Here is a 16,375-nt window from a genome sequence, read left to right on the forward strand (position 1 = left end):
GATGAAGCAACGCGAAGTAACCACCCCGACAATACCCAATGGACCTGTGTGCAAGCCTACGCCGCCGTAAGCAGTGAGGCCGCCGACAAAGCAGCCTCGCTCAGCGAAACTCAAGATGGCGGCGTGCCGGTAGTCTGTACGCCCAGCGGCGGAGCCCAAACCGTGCGCCTGGAGTTAGAAAAAGACTGGCTCGACAACCTCTCGGACGAGGAGTTAACCCAGGCTATTCAGGCGGCACAATAGCTAGGCTTATTAAACCCAACGGCCCCGCTACCAGACTGGTAACGGGGCCGTTGGGTTACAGCAAAACGGGTCTATAATCCGGCTGACTGCTTAAAACTAGTGGATGCCAGCACTTAGTAAGCCCGGGCAAAGTACACCCGGCGCTGACTCGGCTTGCCGGTCAGGATGCAGGTGCCTTCCTCGTCGGGCTCGTTTAGAGCCACGCAGCGGATGGTAGCCTTGGTTTCTTCTTTGATGCGCTCCTCGGTTTCGGTAGTGCCGTCCCAGTGTGCCACCACAAAGCCGCCTTCGCCTTCCAGAGCCTGCTTAAACTCCTCGTAGGTCTCGACGCGGGTCGTGTGGGTTTCGCGGAAGTGCAGGGCCCGCTGGTAGATGTTGGTCTGAATATCGGTCAGCAGCTGGTCCACGCTGTTCACGATGTCGGCCAGCGGCAGGTTCATCTTCTCCTTGGTGTCGCGGCGGGCTACTTCCACGGTGCCGTTGTCCAGGTCGCGCATGCCCACGGCAATCCGCACCGGCACGCCTTTGAGCTCCCACTCGGCAAACTTGAAGCCGGGGCGCTCCGTGTCCCGGTCATCAAACTTCACGCTGATGCCGCGCTCGGCCAGGCCCAGTTGCATGGGGCGGATACGCTCAGTCAGCTCTTCCAGTTGGCCCGTCTTGTAAATCGGCACAATGACCACCTGAATCGGGGCCAGCTTGGGCGGCAGCACCAGGCCTTCGTCGTCGGAGTGGCTCATGATCAGAGCCCCCATCAGGCGGGTGCTTACGCCCCAGGAAGTACCCCATACGTGCTCCAGCTGTCCTTCTTTGGTGGTAAACTGCACGTCAAACGCCTTGGCGAAGTTCTGCCCCAGGAAGTGGGAAGTACCAGCCTGCAAGGCTTTGCCGTCCTGCATCAAACCTTCGATGCAATACGTGTCCAGAGCCCCGGCAAACCGCTCGTTCTCGGTCTTCACGCCTTTCACCACCGGCAGGGCCATCCATTCCTCGGCAAACTGCGCGTACACGTCCAGCATCTGCCGCGTTTCAGCCACCGCTTCTTCGGCCGTAGCGTGGGCTGTGTGGCCTTCCTGCCACAGAAACTCGGCCGTGCGCAAAAACAGACGGGTCCGCATTTCCCAGCGCACCACGTTAGCCCACTGATTAATCAGCAGGGGCAGGTCCCGGTAGCTCTGAATCCAGTTCTTGTAGGTGCTCCAGATAATAGCCTCCGAAGTCGGGCGCACGATCAGCTCTTCCTCCAGCTTAGCGTTGGGGTCCACGCGGAGCTTACCAGGCCGGTCGGGGTCGTTCTGCAGGCGGTAGTGAGTCACGACGGCGCATTCCTTGGCAAATCCCTCCGCGTTTTTCTCCTCGGCCTCAAACAGGCTTTTGGGTACAAACAGCGGGAAATAGGCGTTCTGGTGGCCCGTACGCTTAAACATATCGTCGAGCTGGCGCTGCATCTTCTCCCAGATGGCGTACCCGTACGGTTTGATGACCATACAGCCGCGTACGGCCGAGTTCTCAGCCAGGCCGGCGCGCTTCACCAACTCATTGTACCACAGTGAATAATCTTCACTACGCTTTGGCAAACTTTTACTCATATTCGAGGTATCTTTGGGTAAGAGAAATGGTTCCCAAATCTGGTATAAGATTTGTCCTAGGAAAAAGGCACCGTTTCGGCGCCAAATTACGTTATTAAACTGGAGCTCACCTCGCCAGTTCTTATAAGTCAGGCAACCAATCCGAGGTTTCTCTACTCTGTTCCTTGCAAGGTCTACTTTTCAGCGTCAGCAGCCATGAAATCAATCTTTAACACTGTTTTGCCCGCCATGGCCCTGCTCACGCTGGGTGGCTGTGCAAGCACCTCGGCTCTTACCTCTACGGAGAGCGACGGGGTTTATTATTCCTCGAAAGACCGCACCACCTACAACGAGCCTACCCGCTCGACGGCGTCGGTTCAGGATGACGCTTCGGCGGGCAGCACAGCTGCTGATGCCGAAACCAATCCGGATTATGCCAGCTCTGGCAGCTCATCATCGAAAAGCGGGGGCTCGGAGTATTACGACGAAGATTACAGCTACTCGGCCCGTATCCGGCGTTTTCACCAGCCTGCCTACCGCAGCTTTAGCTATGGCTACTACGACCCCTTCTATGCTGATCCCTTCTGGTATGGCGGCAGCGCCTACTCATACTACGGTGGCGGCTGGGGCCCGAGCTACTACGGTGGCTACGACCCATTCTATAGCCCCTATTACGGCTATGGCAACACGGCCATAATCATCAATGTTGGCTTTGGTCGCCCTTACTATAACCCCTGGCGCTATGGCTACGGCGGCTATGGCTATGGTTATGGCTACGGCGGTTACGGAATGGGCTACTATGACGGCTACCGCAACGGCCTCTACAGCGGCTATGGTAACTACTACGGCGGAACGGTAGGTACTACCCGAAACGTGCGTTATGGACCCCGCACGGGACGTAGCCTGGAAGCTACCGCCAGTAGTCGGCCATCAACTGAAACCAATTCGGGCCGGGGCCGCACCCGCGAAGGTGGCATTGCCAACTCTGAGGGTGGCCTGAACACAACGGGCAGTGCCGCTGGCACTAACCCGCGCTGAACGGCAGGTCGCGTGAGCGGACCACCGGCAACCCTATCGGCGGCGTTTCGTCCTCATCGGACATCCGGGCTACGGAAAGCACGGGCCGCGGCCGCGAAGGCAGTGAGCAAGTGCAGCGCCGTAATGCAGCTGTCTTCACCGACGAAAACGGCAGCCGGGTAGAAACCCGCAGTGCAGAAACGCTGGATCAGCCCCGCACTACCGACAATGGTCGTCGCTGGCGCGTAGTGGAAAATACCGGCAACGGGCAGCCGGCTACGACTCCTGCTTACCCCAACTACTCGGAACAGCGCCGCAGCCGCAGCCGTGAGGTCTACGGCGGTCAGCAGGACAACAGTGGCCAGCAAGCAGCCGAACAGCCAACGCGCCGGCAGCGCTCCTCGGAGAGCACGCAGCAGTCGACCCGGACGTACGAAGCGCCACAGCGGACGTACGAGGCCCCGCAGCGAACCTATGAAGCACCACAGCGTTCGTATGAGCCTTCGCGCAGCTCTTCCCCGTCGATGGGCGGAGGTAGCAGCGGTGGCGGTGGCGGTGGTGGCCGTAGCAGCGGCGGCGGCCGTGGCCGCGGCGAGTAAATTAGCTATTAGGAAATCTTATTGTGGCCGGCCGCTGGTCGGCCACCTTTCTTTCCAATCCCATGAAAAACCTGAAATATTTGCTAGCCATGGCCTTTATGGGTCAGGCCAGCTACGGCTTTGCCCAATATGAAGTAGATGCTCTCCGGTTTTCTCAGACGCAGTTTGGGGGTACGGCCCGTTCCCTGGGTATTGGGGCGCCAACGTGGCTGTAGGAGCCGACTTAGGTAATCTGGCAACTAATCCTGCCGGTTTGGGTATGTATCAGCGCTCTGAGTTTAGCTTTTCGCCCGGCTTGGGCTTGGGCAATACCGAGAGCAGGGCTTTTGGCACTACCACTAGTGATGCGCGTAACAGCCTGCATATCGGTAGCCTAGGGGCTGCGTTCGTAAACCGGCGCCCGGACAGTGACGAGAATCCCTGGCGCAACGGAACGTTTGCTATTGGCCTGACTCGCACCAACGATTTTAACGAGAGCTTCCGCTACCGCGGCAATCCCTCCCGGGAGCAGGATATCTTTCAGCGCCTGAGCACCGACCGGCGGCAGGACCTCGACGACTTGGCCTTCAATACCTACCTTACGGAGGAAGATGCCCAAGGAATCTATGTACCCGAGGACTATAAGAACTCGCGGGGGCGGTTGACGCAGGAAGAGACAGTACTTACTACCGGCTCTCAAACGCAGTTTGACTTTGGCTACGGTGCCAGCTACAAAGACCGGCTTTACATCGGTGGTGCCATCGGCATAGTAAGCACCCGCTTCAACTCGACCAGTACCTTGAAGGCTACCGACCCGGCCACCGACCCAGCGGGTACGTTGGGCTCTTCCTTTGGGTCGTTGAGCTACCGTGAAACGCTGGAAACCAGGGGTACGGGCATCAATGCTCGGATTGGAGCCATCTACCGGGTCAACGACGCACTCCGCGTTGGGGCTTCGGTTCAGACTCCTACCTATATGAAGCTGTCAGAATCCTACGGGGTTAGAATGGACGTGGTATACGACCAGGCTATTACGGTGGGTGGCAAAACCATGACTTCGGCCAGTGACTCGCCTGACCCGGGCGAATTTACTTACGCGTTGACCACGCCCTTCCGGGCCTCGAGTGGTATAGCAGCCGTTATTGGCAAGCATGGCTTTATCAGCGGGGATGTAGAGTACGTGAACTACAGTAATGCTCGACTCAGCAACGCTGATGAAACGGAAGATTATAATGCCGGGTATCCCGTATCGAATCCAACGTCTGCCCCGCCTTTTGACTTTACTACGAACAACGACCAGATTCGCCAACTGTACAAGTCGACGGTGAACGTGCGGGTTGGTGGAGAGCTGCGGGCGGACATCTTCCGTTTGCGTGCCGGCTATGCCCGCTATGGAGACCCCTACAAGAACAGTGAGTTTGACCGTACCCAGAACTATTTCACGGCCGGTGCTGGCCTGCGGCAAAATAACTTCTTCGTGGACGTAGCTGGGGTATACAGCACCAGTAAGCGGTTCTACAGCCCTTACGTGCTGGAAAGCAACACGCCAGTTGTCAGCGTGGATGGCAACCGCTACACCACCACCGTTACAGCAGGCTGGACATTTTAAGCCCCGTAGCACAAACAAAAACGGCGCCCCGGTTTATTCCGGGGCGCCGTTTTTGTTTGTGGAAGCCTACCTATTTTGCAATGCGGACCTGCAGATCCAGAGTAGGGATGGGGGTTTGCCGGATTTCCAGCACCGTCAGCAAGCCGTACTTGCCGTCGGCCGTAAGAAAGGCGAAAAGCTGGTTTTTGGCCAAAGCACCCGTATTAGTGATGGCAGTGCCCCGCTCGTAAATACTCGCAAAGCTTTGCGCGGAAATGGAGGAGGCAAAGCCTCCCTGGTCTGCTGCGGCTACTTGGCGGAGCCGCGTGATACGCGGGTTTTTTCGCCAAATACTGTCAAGCTTTACAGCCTTATCTACCAAGGTGGCAATGCTGGGCTTGCCGTCGGCGGTGGGCACATACACCAAGTCGATAAGCTGCTGGGCATTGGGTTTTAGGCGGACGGTGAAGCCTGGGAGCGGCAGCCCCGACGACAAAGCCAGGAAGCTGCGGCTAGTGCTGTTGCGGGGCTCCTGCAGCCGCACCGAGTAGCGGTGATAGGCCAGCAGAGAGTCGTTGTTGCGCAAGGTCAGGCGCAGGCCGCGGCTGGAGCTGCGATTCTGCGTATCGAATGCCTCAAACTTCCACTGCTCATTCCCCGATGTGGTGCGGGTGTTGAAGGTAAACTGGTAAGCTAATTCCTTTTTCTTGGTCAGAGTAGTGTCGAGATACACTAGCTCCGGCTCTGGAAAATTGTTGGGGTTGTAGTTCGAAAGAGGATCGGGGTAAACAATGGGGTTTTTGCGGGGCGAATACGCCACGGTAATGAGCAGACGCCGTAGCGTACTGTCGCCGGTGGCCTCCGCGTATAGCTTTGTGGTGAGCGTATCGCCCGGAGTGGTGGCCACACGGTTGGCACTGATGTAGCGGCTACTGCCTACCAGGTTCAGGTAGGGGTTAGGGCTATTGCTCGAATCAGGGGCGCAGGCTGAGGCTAGTAAACCGGCAGCAACCGAGGCAAGAAGGGGAAGGCGGTGACGCATAGGGCGCAAAGGTCGGAAGTGGGCGGCGAAGTTGGGCCGGAACCCCGGCAAAGAAACCGGATTCCTATAACGCACCAAGGGCCCGATTCATGCCCGGCTGCTTATAAAGAAGTGCGGCGGCTGTAACACCCACAGATTTTCAGGTCGGGTGGCGCAACCCCAGCCGGGTAATGTTGACTTTACAGCCACTCTTTCGTGCGTAACTTGCCGAACCTACCTTCGGCCGTTCACTTTACTTGCTTCTATGAATTTTCGCTTTCTCGGACTGGCTTTCTTTCTTTCAGCAGTTAGTCCCGTAGTATTGCCCGCTTCGGCTCCCGTGGCCGTAGCCCAGCAAAAACAGAATATCACCCTCGAAGACATCTGGGCCAAAGGCACGTTTCAGGCCCGCTCGGTGCCGGGTTTCAACTGGATGCGGGACGGCCGCTACTACTCCTCGCTCGACAACGGCGACCTGGTGCAGCACGACGTGACGACCGGCAAAGCCGTGCAAACCCTCGTGGCCGGCCAGGACCTGAAAGTGGCCGGCAGCAGCCAGCCTCTGCCGGTAGAAGGCTACTCCTTCAACTCTGACGAGAAGAAAATTCTGTTCTGGACGGCCGAAGAGCCCATTTACCGGCGCAGCTCCCGGGCCAACTTTTTCGTGTACGACCGGGCCAGCAAGCAGCTGGTGCCCCTGAGCGCCGGCGGCAAGCAGAGCTACGCCACCTTCTCGCCCGATGGCAAGCGCGTGGCGTTTGTGCGCGACAATAACCTGTTTGTGACCGACCTGGCCACGATGCAGGAGGAAGCCGTGACCACCGACGGCGTGCAGAACAAGATTATCAACGGCTCGACCGACTGGGTGTACGAGGAGGAGTTTGAGTTTGCTCAGGCCTTTTTCTGGTCGCCCGACTCACGGCAGCTGGCTTTCTACACCTTCGACGAAAGTCAGGTGCCCGAGTACAACATGCAGGTGTGGGGCGAGCTGTATCCGCAGGACTACCGCTACAAATACCCCAAGGCCGGCGAAAAGAACTCGGTAGTTAGCATCTCGGTACACGATGTGGCCGCCGGCAAGACCACCAAGATGGACGTGGGCCCCGAGTCCAACCAGTACATTCCGCGCATCATCTGGACCGAAACACCCAATCTGCTCAGCATCCGCCGCCTCAACCGCCTGCAGAACAAGTTGGAAGTGCTGCACGCCGACGCGAATAGCGGCAAAAGCCAGGTAGTACTAACCGATGAGGACAAGGCCTACGTAGAGGTAAACGACGACCTGCGCTACCTCGCCGACGGCAAGCAGTTCCTGTTTAGCAGCGAAAAGGACGGCTACCGCCACCTCTACCTGTATGACATGAAGGGCAAGCTGGTACGCCAGCTCACCAAGGGTAACTGGGAAATCACCAGCATCGACGCCTTCGACGAGGACAAGGGCCTGGTGTACTACTCCAGCACCGAGGCCTCGCCGCTGCAGCGGCAGCTTTACCGCATCAACCTAAAGGGCAGCGGAAAAACTCGCCTGAGCGAAGCCGCCCACGGCAACAACACGGTGAATATCAGCCCCGACTGCAAGTATTACCTCAACTACTTCTCGGCGGCCGGCGAGCCTACTACGGTGAGTTTGCGCAATGGCAAAGACGGCAAGCTGGTAAAAGTGCTGGAAGACAACGCCAAGCTGCGGCAGACCCTGAGCCAGTACAACCTGGGCAAGCTGGAATTTATCAGCTTCAAAACCTCGGAAGGCATAACGCTCAATGGCTCGATGCTGAAGCCGGCCAACTTTGATGCTACCAAGAAATACCCGGTGCTGATGTACGTGTATGGCGGCCCCGGCTCCCAAACCGTGAAAGATGATGTCGGCGGCGGCATTGCCCTGACCAACTACCTCTGGCACCAGCTGCTGGCCGAGCAAGGCTACATCATCGTGTCGGTGGACAACCGCGGCACGGGCGCGCGCGGTGCCGAGTTTAAGAAGAGCACCTATGCCAACCTGGGCAAGCTCGAAACCATTGACCAAGGCGAAAGCGCCAAGTATCTGGGCACGCTGCCCTACGTGGACAAGGCCCGCATTGGCATCTGGGGCTGGAGCTTCGGGGGCTACATGACGGCCCTGGCAATGACCAAAAACGCCGACCTTTTCAAGATGGCTATTTCCGTGGCTCCGGTTACCAACTGGCGCTATTACGACTCCGTCTACACCGAGCGGTTTTTGAAAACGCCCCAGGAAAACCCCGCGGGCTACGACGACAACTCGCCCGTGCAGTTTGCCCAGCAGCTCAAGGGCAAGTACCTGCTGGTGCACGGCACCGGCGACGACAACGTGCACTTCCAGAACTCCACAGCCTGGGTTGATGCCATGGTAAAAGCCAACAAGGATTTCCAGTCGTTATACTACCCCAACCGCAACCACGGCATTTACGGCGGCAACACCCGGCTGCACTTATACCGGCAAATGACTGATTTCGTGCTGAAAAACCTGTAACTAGCCGGTGCTACGCACCGCTAACTCAGTCTTAGTACAAGAAAATGCTGCCAGGCGGCGTTTCTTTCGGATAGTTTTCGCGTAGAATGACCTTTATGCGCACGCTCCGAATGAAACGCCGCCTACTTTTTTATAGTCTCTCCCTTCTCGCCGCCACTAGCTGCCAGCGCGAAAAGCCGGTTCAATCGGAAGCTTCCACACCTGTAGAAACCGCCCCGGCCCTGGCCGACTCCCTGCCCGAAACGCCCGCTTCCGGCGCCGTCAGCAGCCGCTCCTGGCACCAGTTGGCCCGTCGTACTTCCCGCAGTGCCCCGCTGGTAGTGTACCGGCAAGGCGTGTTGCGGGCTCCCGGCGGCACCGATACTACCGCTCTGCCGCCCTCCGAAGCCCGCCTGCATGATCTTACGTTGAAGGCCAGTGAGTACTTTAAAATTGACCCCACCCAGCCCGCCGAGGTGCACGGGCGGGAGGGCACGGTTGTGCGCATTCCAGCCGGAGCACTGGTAGATAACAGCAACCGGACGGCCGCCAACCCGGTGTGGGTGGAAATGAAGGAGTGCTACAGCGTAGCCGACATGCTGCTCTCGAACCTGACCACGGTGACGCCCGACGGTGAGCTGTTGGAATCGGGGGGATTGTGCTGGTGCGGGCCTCGGCCAATGGGCAGCAGCTGCGGCTGGCGCCCGGGCAGGCCTTTCAGCTCGAGATGCCCGGTCCGGCCTCGCGGCGCAAGGAACTCAAGCTGTTTTACGGCCAGGGAGGCCGGGGACAGCAGCCCGTGCGCTGGGTAGCCGCCGGCCCCGCTGCCGACCTGCCGCCACCGGCTCCCGTGGCCAATACCGCCGACCAGATGCCAACCTACGGCAACGGCCCGGCCGACATCAATAAGCTGGTGCGTTACCCGCAAACGGCCATTGAGAACAAAACGGAGGGCATTGTCTACGCCTCGTTTATGGTCGACGAGCAGGGTAGGGTAGAGGCTCCGAGCATCGTGCGCGGCATTGGCGGCGGCTGCGACGAGGAAGTGCTGCGCGTGCTGCGCCAGACCTCGGGCATTGGTCGCCGGCCCGGAGCGGCGGGCAGCTGGTGAAAGTGAAGATGATGCTGCCCATTCGTTTCTCTTTTCACGAGGGCCTAGCTAATTCAACCGACAACGCCGTAGCCTCGGCCGATACTGCGGTGCCCACGCCTGCTTTGCTGGCTTCTGAGGATGGTGAGCCAGAATCGTCGGAGTCGTCCTCATCCGACCGGCGCGTGTATACCTGCACCCGCCTGGGCTGGCTCAACGCCGACAAGCCCGTGGCCATGGGGCAGTCCGTTGATTTTACGGTACCCGTCGATGTGGAGCCGGGCACCAGCATCCGGTTGGTACTAGAAGGCAGCACGGCCATTGCCGAAGCGCAGCCCCAGGCCGACGGGTATGCTTTTCAAGGAATTCCCGGGGGCGCAAAGTGCTGCTCATTGGCACGCAGTACCGCAACGGCACGCCTTTCCTGGCCATGCGCCACACCGTGACGGGGCAAACTAGCTCAGAGCAATTGGTATTTCAGGAAACTACCCTGGAGGATTTGGAGCGGGCCCTGGAGAAAATTCGGTAACTCGGCTCTGCATACGCTCTTTCTCCCACCCATTGGGCGCTGGTTCTTGCTTACAAGCACAGGACTGGCGCTGTTGTCCCTTTTTACATGAGTATTCCTGGTTCGGCCCGGCCCACCAGCTCCGCGCTATTAGTTGGCATCGGCCTGCTATTCGTGCTGGAAGTGCTATTCTTCACCTACCTGCGCAACAGTCTGGGGCCGTACTGGAGCCCGGTGGTGCTGTACGGGCTGAGCCTGGGCTTATGTTTGCTCACGGCCCGGGCCGTGCTGGATTTCCGCTTCGAGTGGCCCGCAGTAGTGCCCTCTGCTCGGCCCCGGCTGGGTGCCGCGGTGGCCCTAACCCTAATTAGCGGGCTAATAACGGCCCCGGTAGTGCGCAAGCTCGTGGCGCAGTTCGTGGTCAGCACCATTGGCAACAGTTCCGATATTGTGCCGGCCCTGCAGGTGTACGTCACCCGGTTTCTCGGGCCCGATGCCGTGTACCGGCCTATTACCCTGCTGGGCTACACCTTTCTGCCTAACTACCCGCCGCTGCAGTGGCTGCCGTTTGTGCCAGCCGAGCTATTGGGCGTCGATTACCGGGCCTGGGCTTTCGGCTTGTTGTTGCTGGCTCTCCTGTTCACCTATCAGTGGCGGCTGGTTCGGCTCGGTTTACCGCTGGGCGAGTGGTTGCTCAAAGCCGTGCTGCCGGTGCTGGTAGTGCATTTCGTGGTGCTGACCGATAAGTCCATGTTTGGCCTGACCGTGGAAAGCCTGATTATAGGTTACTACTGCGTGCTGGCGGCTGGTACGCTCAGCGGCAAACCCTGGCTGAAGGCCCTGGGCTGGTACTGTGTCTGTTGTCGCGCTTTTCTCTGGTGCTCTGGGTGCCGCTCTACGGACTGTTGCTGCTCTGGGAAAATCCGCGGCGGGGCTGGCTCACGACGGGGCTGGCCGTGGGCGGCGTGCTGCTCGTGCTGGGCCCGTTTCTGTTCCACGACCCCACTATTTTTCTGCGGGCCCAACTCGAAAACCTGGGTATTGCCGAGGGCGAATGGCAGCACATTGACCCCCTGGCTCCCGTGGCCTTGCCCATGCACTTGTTCAACGGTGTGGGACTGGCGCCCTGGTTTTATGATATGGACGGCTCACTCACCGAGCGAATCACCCGCCTGCAAATGAGTCAGTTTGGCGCCTGCATCGGCGTGGTAGTCGGGGCCGGGCTGCTGTTCTGGCGCTTCCGCCACCGCTTCGACCCGCGCCTGGCGGCCCTGCTCAGCCTGAAAGTGTACCTGGCCACGTTCTACGGCTTTTTGATTATTCCCTACACCTACCTGGCCTCCGTCAGCTTGTTCACCTCCTTGTTTGTGGTGTTGATTGTCAGCCGCCGGGCTCCGTTTCTGACGCCTTTTGCGGCAGCTGACGCAGAGCCAGGAGGGAGAGGTAAGGCCCGCTAAAGCTTGACGCAGACGTTCTGGGCTCAGTGAAAAAGCGTAGGGCTTCCAGCCCGCCTTCCCGGCCCACGCCCGAGTTTTTCATGCCCCCGAATGGCGTGCGCAGGTCGCGCAAGAGCCAGGTGTTAATCCAGACCACGCCGGCATGTAGCTGGTGAGCTACGCGGTGGGCGCGGTTCAAATCGGTGGTCCAGACGGTGGCGGAAAGGCCGTAGTCGGTGCCGTTAGCCCAGCTCAAGGCTTCTTCCTCGGTATCGAAGGGTGTGAGCGTGACGACCGGGCCGAATATTTCCTCCCGGTTGGTGCGGCAGTCGGGTGCCAGGCCTTCAAACACGGTGGGCTGCAGAAAGAAACCCTCGGCGCAGCGGCCGGGCACCTGCACGCGCTGCCCGCCGGTCAGCAGCGTGCCGCCTTCCTGCCGGGCCAGCTCGATGTAGGACAAGACTTTGTTCAGGTGTGCTTCGCTGACCAGAGCGCCTTGCCGGGAAGTTTCCACTTGCGGGTCGCCGACGGTGAGGCCGGCCACGCGGGCCAGGAACAGCTCCTTAAACTGCTCGTAGATGGGCCGCTCGATAAAGATGCGGGAGCCGCAGAGGCAGATCTGACCCTGGTTGGCAAAGCTCGACTGAATGCTGGTACTCACGGCCGCGGCCAGGTCGCAGTCGGCAAAAATCAGGTTGGGATTCTTGCCGCCCAGCTCCAAGGACAGCTTTTTGAACATCGGTGCGGCCGTGCGGGCAATATGCTCCCCGGTTTTGGTGCCGCCCGTAAAGCTGATGGCCTTGATGGCCGGATGCTCCACAATGGCCTGCCCCGCGCCCGGCCCGGTGCCGTGCACAATGTTGAGCACTCCCGCCGGTAAGCCCGCCTCCTGGCATAGCTCACCCAGCCAGTAAGCCGTGGCCGGCGTGATTTCGGAAGGCTTGGCTACCACGCAGTTGCCAGCGGCCAGGGCCGGGGCAATTTTCCAGGTAAACAAGTACAGCGGCAGGTTCCAGGGCGAAATACAGCCCACCACGCCCAGCGGGTGACGCACCGTATAGTTTAAAGATTGACCTTCCTGAAAGTGGCTTTCGGAGGAAAAGTGGCCGATGCCGGTGCCGAAAAAGGCGAAGTTGCTGGCCGCCCGCGGAATGTCGACGGTGCGGGCCAAGGCCACGGGCTTGCCGTTGTCCTGGCTTTCGGCCTGGGCCAGCCGCTCCAAATCCCGCTCAATCAGCTCCGCAATGCGCACCAGCAGCCGGCCCCGCTTTTCGGCTGATAAAGCCCGCCAGGCCGGAAACGCGGCCTGGGCGGCGGCCACGGCCTGTGCTACGTCGGCCGCGTCGGAATCCGGAATCTGGCTGTAGACCTGCCCGGTGGCGGGTTCCACGTTGTCGAGGTAGCGGCCGTTGACGGGCGGTACGAACTGGCCGTTGATGAAATTCTGGAGTTGGAACATGGCGGGTGGCGCGGGGTGAGACGTCAGCAAATCTAGCCATAGTAAACCACTACTTTTGTGGTTCGGGCCGCGCCGGCCTTTTCCGCTTATGAAACTTTCTTTTCTGGATGGTCACACGGTACCGCGCTGGTTTTGGCCGCTGGTGCTGGGCCTGAACCTGCTGCTGCACCTGCCGTTTTTCAACCAGCCGCCCAACAGCGTGCACGTGTGGCGCCAAAGCAACACGATGGCCGTGGCCCGCAACCTCTACGAGGAAGACATGAACCTGCTGCGCCCCCGCGTAGACCGGCGCAACGAGTCGGACGGCGTAACGGGCATGCAGTTTCCGAGCTACGAGTGGCTCGTGGCCATGGGCTACCAGGCACTGGGCTTCCACGAAGCCATTCCGCGGGTTGTGACCTGGCTGATTTTTGCCGGCGGCGTGCTGGCGTTTTTCGCCCTGGTGCAGCGCCTGTCGGGCTCCCGCTGGCTGGCCGCCGTGGGCGCCTGGGGTTTGAGCTGGAGCCCGGAGTTGTTCTACCACAGCATCAACGCTCTGCCCGACGTGCTGGCCTTATCGGCGTCCATAGCGGGTTTGTTCTACTTTCTGCGCTGGTACCAGGAGCGCCGGCCCCTGGATTTCTGGCTGAGCTTGTTGCTGACCACCCTGGCCGGCCTGACCAAGCTGCAGTACCTGGTTATCGGCTTTCCCATTGCCGTACTCATCCTGCGCGACCTGTGGCAGCGCCGCCTCAGCTGGCGCCGCGACGCGCTGCCGCTGCTGGTCTTTGCCGTTGTCACGGTGGGCTGCACGCTGGCTTGGTACGCCTATGCCGTGCGCCTGATTGAAACCTCCGGCCTGGCCGACTTTGGCTTGGAGCTGCGCCCCGCCACCGACGTAGCCGTGGCCATCAAAACCCTGACCCACAACCTGATTTCCGACATTCCCGAGCTGCTGATCAACTACGGCAACTTCGGTTTGCTGGTGTTGGGTTTGGTGGCTGTGGTTCGGGGTGGCTACGTGCGCCGCTACTGGTTTGGGCCGCTGCTGGCCTGGGCCTTGGCGTTGCTGGCGTATCATCTTATCGAGCTGCGCCAGATGAGTGTACACCAGTACTACATGCTGCCCTACCTGCCGGTGCTGTTTCTGCTGGTGGTAGTGGGGGCGGGGTGGTTGGCGCAAAAACCCAAATGGCGCTGGGCGTTGGCCTTGCTGCTGGTTGCCCAGCCGGTGCTGGCCTTCGTGCGCATCGCGCCGGCCCGCTGGATGGGTGGAGCCCGCGAAGTACCCACCGAGCTGTTCGACGCCGCTACCCGGGCCGAGCTGGACAACGCCGTGCCCGACTCCGCGTTGTGCGTGGTCGGCCCCGATGAGTCGGGCTGCAAGTACTTTTACTTCTTGCACAAGAAAGGCTTCGGCTACAACGAAAGCGCCCAGCTGTTTGAGCCCGTGGCCGGCGGCCAGCCATATTTGGCCAACTGCATTCATCGCGGCGCCCAGTACCTGTATACCAACGACACCACGCTGCTGACCCAGGACCCGCGCCTGCAGCCCTACGTGGCCCGCACCGTCAAGCAGGTCGGCGACTTCCGGGTGCTGGCCCTGCGCCCAGCCGTTTCCGCTCCTGATTCAACCTCGGCCCGATGAAAGCACGTTTTTGGCTCCTGGTGCTGGGCGTATTGCTGAGCTACCTGCTGGTTTTCGTGGCCTGGACCTGGCCGCTGGCCTCGCAGCTAAGCTCAGTCTTCCCCGCCTTTGCCGACCAGGACGGCTACATGCAGCTCTGGAACGTGTGGCATTTCCGCGAGGCCGTCCTCAGTGGGCAAAACCCGTTTTACTCCAACTGGCTGCTCTACCCGGACGGCGCCTCGCTGTGGCTGCACACCTACATTCCGGTGGCGGGCATGGTCAACGTGTTCATCGGCAACGAGATGCTGGCCCTCAACCTGACCCTGGCCGCTGAGTACGCCCTGTCGGGGCTGGGGGCCTGGCTGCTGGCCCGGCGCTGGGTGCGGCAGCCCGTGCTGGCTTGGCTGGCGGGGCTGTACTTCGCCTTTTCGCCCTACAAGATGGTGCGGCTGCCCTACCATTTCGACTTGGTGCTCACGGCCACCGTGCCGTTCTACATCCTGGCATTCCTGCACGCGTTCTGGTTTGAGCCCGGCCGGTTCTGGCCCAGGTGCGCAGCTGGAAAGCCGTGGTGGTGTGCTTTGTACTGGGGGTAATTACCTTGTTTAGTGACTATTACGTTCTGTTTGCCCTGCTGTATTTTTCCCTGGGCTACGTGCTGTGGTTCTGGCTGCGGCTGGGCAGCATCAACTGGCGCAAGCCCCGGACCTGGCTGATTCTGGCCGTGGTGCTCATCGTGATGCACATTGCCATCCGCTTGATTCGCCTGGCCGGCGTGCCCGACAACTCCGGCTTCTGGTGGGGCGGCGACCTGGCCAGCTACTTTACGCCCGCCGACAACAGCCGCTGGCTGAACTTTGCCTGGGCCCGGCAGCTCTACAACAACCCGGACGTATATACCATGCCCGGCTCGGTCGAGAACGTCATGTTCCTGGGCTACGCCGTGCCGCTGGTTTGCCTGCTGGCCGCACTCTGGCCCAAGCGGCCGGTCTCGCGGCGGCACCAGGAACTGCAGGGTCGGCCGCTGGCTTGGGTGCTGCTGTTTTTTGTGCTGCTCACCCTGCCCGCGCTGCGGGTGCTGGGCCACGTCAACTTCAACTTGCCCAACGGCCTGCTGCACTTTATCCCCTTCTTCAACAACATCCGCTGCCCTACCCGCTGGGTGCTGATGGTTACGCTGCTGCTGCCCATTGTTGGGTTCGGGGCCCTGGAAGCCGCCTGGGACCAAGCGGCCCGGCCTGTGGCCCGGGGCTGGTGAGCGTCTTGCTGCTGGGCGTAGTGCTGGTCGAGTTCTGGCCCGTGCCGCCGCCCCTGGATTCGTCGCGCCGTATGCCGGCAGCTTTTCAGGCAGTGGCCAAGCTGCCCGGCGAGGCGCTGTTTACGCTGCCGGTAGGCTTAATCGACGGATACCGACAGGTGGGCAAAACTGAGCTGCGCAACTTCCTCTACCAGCCGTACTACCGCAAGAAAATTCCCTCGGCCTACATTTCCCGCGTCGATGCCGAGCAGTTTGCCCGCTTTGAGGCCGATACTGTGATGCATACGCTGGTGGCTTTGCAAGGCCTGCCGGTAGAGTCTGATACAGCTGTAGCCCAGCCTTCAGCTACGGCTGCGGCCCGCTTCCGTCGGCGCTACCAGCCAGCCGGTGTGCTCGTGAGCCCCGCTTGGCGCAACGGCCCGGCCCACCGCTACCTGCGCCAGGTCTTCCCCGATTTCCGGGAGCAGAATTTTCCCGATGGCTACGTGCTGATGGCCCCAGCCGCACTGTCCGTCCGTTAGGGTGGGCAGCAG

18 protein-coding genes are annotated in these 16,375 nt (G+C 60.4%); 15 read left to right on the forward strand and 3 right to left on the reverse strand.

Annotated features, from left to right (window positions below; all coding sequences use genetic code 11):
* Positions 1 to 48 precede the first annotated feature (48 nt).
* Positions 49 to 243 (forward strand): hypothetical protein, encoded by a 195-nt coding sequence (locus MUN79_RS06005; protein WP_244676838.1) that lies wholly within the window; start codon positions 49 to 51, stop codon positions 241 to 243.
* A gap of 113 nt (positions 244 to 356) precedes the next feature.
* Here the strand turns inward: MUN79_RS06005 and proS are convergent, their stop codons facing one another.
* Positions 357 to 1,832, reverse strand: a complete 1,476-nt coding sequence (gene proS, locus MUN79_RS06010) for a proline--tRNA ligase (protein WP_244676839.1) — start codon at positions 1,830 to 1,832, stop codon at positions 357 to 359.
* 195 nt (positions 1,833 to 2,027) lie between these two features.
* Here proS and MUN79_RS06015 point away from each other — a divergent pair, with 195 nt between their 5' ends.
* The 4 genes from MUN79_RS06015 to MUN79_RS06030 all read left to right on the forward strand — a co-directional run bounded on the left by MUN79_RS06015 (position 2,028) and on the right by MUN79_RS06030 (position 5,015).
* A complete protein-coding gene (locus MUN79_RS06015) occupies positions 2,028 to 2,849 on the forward strand; it encodes a hypothetical protein (protein ID WP_244676840.1) in 822 nt (273 codons plus the stop codon).
* 110 nt (positions 2,850 to 2,959) lie between these two features.
* Entirely contained in the window at positions 2,960 to 3,427 is a 468-nt protein-coding gene (locus tag MUN79_RS06020) for a hypothetical protein (RefSeq protein WP_244676841.1), read from the forward strand.
* A 62-nt stretch (positions 3,428 to 3,489) separates the two neighbouring features.
* Entirely contained in the window at positions 3,490 to 3,642 is a 153-nt protein-coding gene (locus MUN79_RS06025; RefSeq protein ID WP_244676842.1) for a hypothetical protein, read from the forward strand.
* Positions 3,643 to 3,686: 44 nt separating this feature from the next.
* Complete coding sequence (locus tag MUN79_RS06030) at positions 3,687 to 5,015, forward strand: OmpP1/FadL family transporter (RefSeq protein ID WP_244676843.1); 1,329 nt, start codon at positions 3,687 to 3,689, stop codon at positions 5,013 to 5,015.
* Between the two features lie 70 nt (positions 5,016 to 5,085).
* Here MUN79_RS06030 and MUN79_RS06035 read toward each other — a convergent pair whose 3' ends face one another.
* Positions 5,086 to 6,036: a hypothetical protein gene (locus tag MUN79_RS06035; RefSeq protein WP_244676844.1), complete on the reverse strand. Its 951-nt coding sequence runs from the start codon at positions 6,034 to 6,036 to the stop codon at positions 5,086 to 5,088.
* A 244-nt stretch (positions 6,037 to 6,280) separates the two neighbouring features.
* Between MUN79_RS06035 and MUN79_RS06040 the strand changes: the two genes are divergently transcribed.
* From MUN79_RS06040 to MUN79_RS06065, 6 genes are all read left to right on the forward strand, one after another.
* Positions 6,281 to 8,503: a S9 family peptidase gene (locus tag MUN79_RS06040; RefSeq protein WP_244676845.1), complete on the forward strand. Its 2,223-nt coding sequence runs from the start codon at positions 6,281 to 6,283 to the stop codon at positions 8,501 to 8,503.
* Between the two features lie 110 nt (positions 8,504 to 8,613).
* Entirely contained in the window at positions 8,614 to 9,294 is a 681-nt protein-coding gene (locus MUN79_RS06045) for a hypothetical protein (protein ID WP_244676846.1), read from the forward strand.
* On the forward strand, positions 9,282 to 9,593 hold the full coding sequence (locus tag MUN79_RS06050; RefSeq protein ID WP_244676847.1) for an energy transducer TonB: 312 nt from the start codon (positions 9,282 to 9,284) through the stop codon (positions 9,591 to 9,593). Before MUN79_RS06045 ends, MUN79_RS06050 begins: the two co-directional genes overlap by 13 nt.
* Positions 9,594 to 9,601: 8 nt before the next feature.
* Positions 9,602 to 10,018, forward strand: coding sequence for a hypothetical protein (locus tag MUN79_RS06055; protein WP_244676848.1), 417 nt, complete (start codon positions 9,602 to 9,604; stop codon positions 10,016 to 10,018).
* A gap of 170 nt (positions 10,019 to 10,188) precedes the next feature.
* Positions 10,189 to 11,262 (forward strand): hypothetical protein, encoded by a 1,074-nt coding sequence (locus MUN79_RS06060; protein WP_244676849.1) that lies wholly within the window; start codon positions 10,189 to 10,191, stop codon positions 11,260 to 11,262.
* The gene (locus MUN79_RS06065; protein ID WP_244676850.1) at positions 11,220 to 11,537 is read left to right on the forward strand and encodes a hypothetical protein; all 318 of its coding nucleotides are present in this window, start codon (positions 11,220 to 11,222) and stop codon (positions 11,535 to 11,537) included. Before MUN79_RS06060 ends, MUN79_RS06065 begins: the two co-directional genes overlap by 43 nt.
* Here the strand turns inward: MUN79_RS06065 and MUN79_RS06070 are convergent.
* Complete coding sequence (locus MUN79_RS06070) at positions 11,461 to 13,005, reverse strand: aldehyde dehydrogenase (RefSeq protein ID WP_244676851.1); 1,545 nt, start codon at positions 13,003 to 13,005, stop codon at positions 11,461 to 11,463. The genes MUN79_RS06065 and MUN79_RS06070 overlap by 77 nt on opposite strands.
* A gap of 58 nt (positions 13,006 to 13,063) precedes the next feature.
* Between MUN79_RS06070 and MUN79_RS06075 the strand changes: the two genes are divergently transcribed.
* Genes MUN79_RS06075 through MUN79_RS06090 form a run of 4 tightly spaced genes read left to right on the forward strand, consistent with a single transcriptional unit; the run spans position 13,064 to position 16,363 of the window.
* On the forward strand, positions 13,064 to 14,602 hold the full coding sequence (locus MUN79_RS06075; protein WP_244676852.1) for an ArnT family glycosyltransferase: 1,539 nt from the start codon (positions 13,064 to 13,066) through the stop codon (positions 14,600 to 14,602).
* Positions 14,599 to 15,180: a hypothetical protein gene (locus MUN79_RS06080; RefSeq protein WP_244676853.1), complete on the forward strand. Its 582-nt coding sequence runs from the start codon at positions 14,599 to 14,601 to the stop codon at positions 15,178 to 15,180. Before MUN79_RS06075 ends, MUN79_RS06080 begins: the two co-directional genes overlap by 4 nt.
* Entirely contained in the window at positions 15,135 to 15,842 is a 708-nt protein-coding gene (locus MUN79_RS06085) for a hypothetical protein (RefSeq protein ID WP_244676854.1), read from the forward strand. The genes MUN79_RS06080 and MUN79_RS06085 overlap by 46 nt, the downstream gene beginning before the upstream one ends.
* A complete protein-coding gene (locus MUN79_RS06090) occupies positions 15,839 to 16,363 on the forward strand; it encodes a hypothetical protein (protein WP_244676855.1) in 525 nt (174 codons plus the stop codon). The genes MUN79_RS06085 and MUN79_RS06090 overlap by 4 nt, the downstream gene beginning before the upstream one ends.
* The last annotated feature ends 12 nt before the right edge of the window (positions 16,364 to 16,375 follow it).

This window comes from Hymenobacter cellulosilyticus, from assembly GCF_022919215.1.
GTDB lineage: Bacteria > Bacteroidota > Bacteroidia > Cytophagales > Hymenobacteraceae > Hymenobacter > Hymenobacter cellulosilyticus.